Raw genomic sequence first — 1,386 nt, forward strand, 5'->3', positions numbered from 1 at the left:
ATGGTCACGCCGTTTAAGCCGTTTACTGGCATCTCGTCTTCTATCGTAATAACAATTTTCGCCATCACGCCAACTCCTGCTCAGTCGGCTCAATCACAAAATCCTCAAGCCCCGACACAATCTTAATACCCGGCACTTGGCCGTCTGAAAAACGCTCTTTTTGATTCAGGATGGCGTCTTTGTCGATTTCCTTTTTCGTGCGGACAAACTCGGCAAAGGCGGATTTCTCCGAGAGCCACGCCAAGACGGCGGCCACGCCTGTTACTTTGACGGATGGCGGACGGATGCGCCATTTAATCAGGCCGGTGGTAAAGTCCACGGTTTTGGTTTTACCGTTATCCGTCAGCTCGTCCTTATGCGCTTCGCAGTAGGCGGCTACACGTTCGGTCAGGCTCATGATTTCGGCACACATCGGCGCGGCTTTGGCGGCATATTCTTCTTCGATGACCGCTTTTTTATCGCCTGCTTCGGTTTCCAGGCGTTTGACTTCGCGCTGCAAGTCGCCGATTTGGCGTATAAATGCGGTAACTTCAGCTTTGTCTTGTGCCGCTTCGATAGCGGGTTGTTTGATTCGGGTTTTAGCCATTTTCTCTTTCCTTTCAGGTTGGTTTAACATTTCGGCTTGCTCAAGCCTTGTTCGCGTTCGCGCTTGGCAAGTGCCTCAACTTTCGCGCGGTGTCTCAAAATCTGCTCGGCGGCGGTTTCAGCCGGAGGCGGTATCAGTGACTTGCCTCTTAACACCTCTTTAATTACGCCCTGTATGCGGCTTAAAGCCGATTTCCCCTTCGCTTTTTCCTCCTCCGTAGGGTGGTAATGGTGTTCCAGCTTCAACGGCTCCGGCGGTGGTGGCAGCTTGTCTAAAAAATCTTTCGGACTCGGCCAGCGGCTCATTTCATTCGCCAATACCATAAAGGCCGTCTGAAAGCGCGGTACATCTCGCGCTTCGTCCCACGCCCGGCCGTGCGCCAATACACGACTCCATGTTTGCGCAGTGGCGGCCACAGTGTCGGCAGCCGGCGAACCGCTCAGACGCAGGGTCAAAAGCATGGTCAGGCCGTCGATCATGGCGTTATGCAGTTGGGTAGGCAGTTCTTTCATTTTTTCAGTCCTTGCAGCGACGCGGCTGCGGTAAGGGTTTGGCTGGGGTTGGCCGGCAGTGCGGCGCGGCGGTTTGGTTGGTTTTTCTGATTCCCTGCGCTTGGCTGGCCGCCCCAGCCTGCAAGGATTTCATACAGGTAGCCGTGCGACTTCAGCGGCGTTTTCAGACGGCCTTGGTCGCGTGCATTAATGGTTTCATTAAAACCGTGAATCCAAGCCTCGGTAGGGGCAGGAAAACAAACCCCGTCACGCGCTGCCTCCTGCGCCTTAATCATCGGCAGCAACTCA

At 54.5% G+C, this 1,386-nt stretch carries 2 protein-coding genes and 1 pseudogene; all 3 read right to left on the minus strand.

The window, feature by feature from the left end; translation table 11 throughout:
• Positions 1 to 64: 64 nt before the first annotated feature.
• Complete coding sequence (locus tag ACTHTA_RS11355; protein WP_440375792.1) at positions 65 to 586, minus strand: host-nuclease inhibitor Gam family protein; 522 nt, start codon at positions 584 to 586, stop codon at positions 65 to 67.
• A gap of 23 nt (positions 587 to 609) precedes the next feature.
• Positions 610 to 1,098 (minus strand): hypothetical protein, encoded by a 489-nt coding sequence (locus ACTHTA_RS11360; protein WP_440375793.1) that lies wholly within the window; start codon positions 1,096 to 1,098, stop codon positions 610 to 612.
• A pseudogene (locus ACTHTA_RS11365) lies at positions 1,095 to 1,386 on the minus strand (hypothetical protein); the annotation flags it as partial. The gene ACTHTA_RS11360 and the pseudogene ACTHTA_RS11365, both read right to left, overlap by 4 nt.

Source organism: Neisseria sp. P0013.S005, assembly GCF_051958425.1.
GTDB lineage: Bacteria > Pseudomonadota > Gammaproteobacteria > Burkholderiales > Neisseriaceae > Neisseria > Neisseria subflava.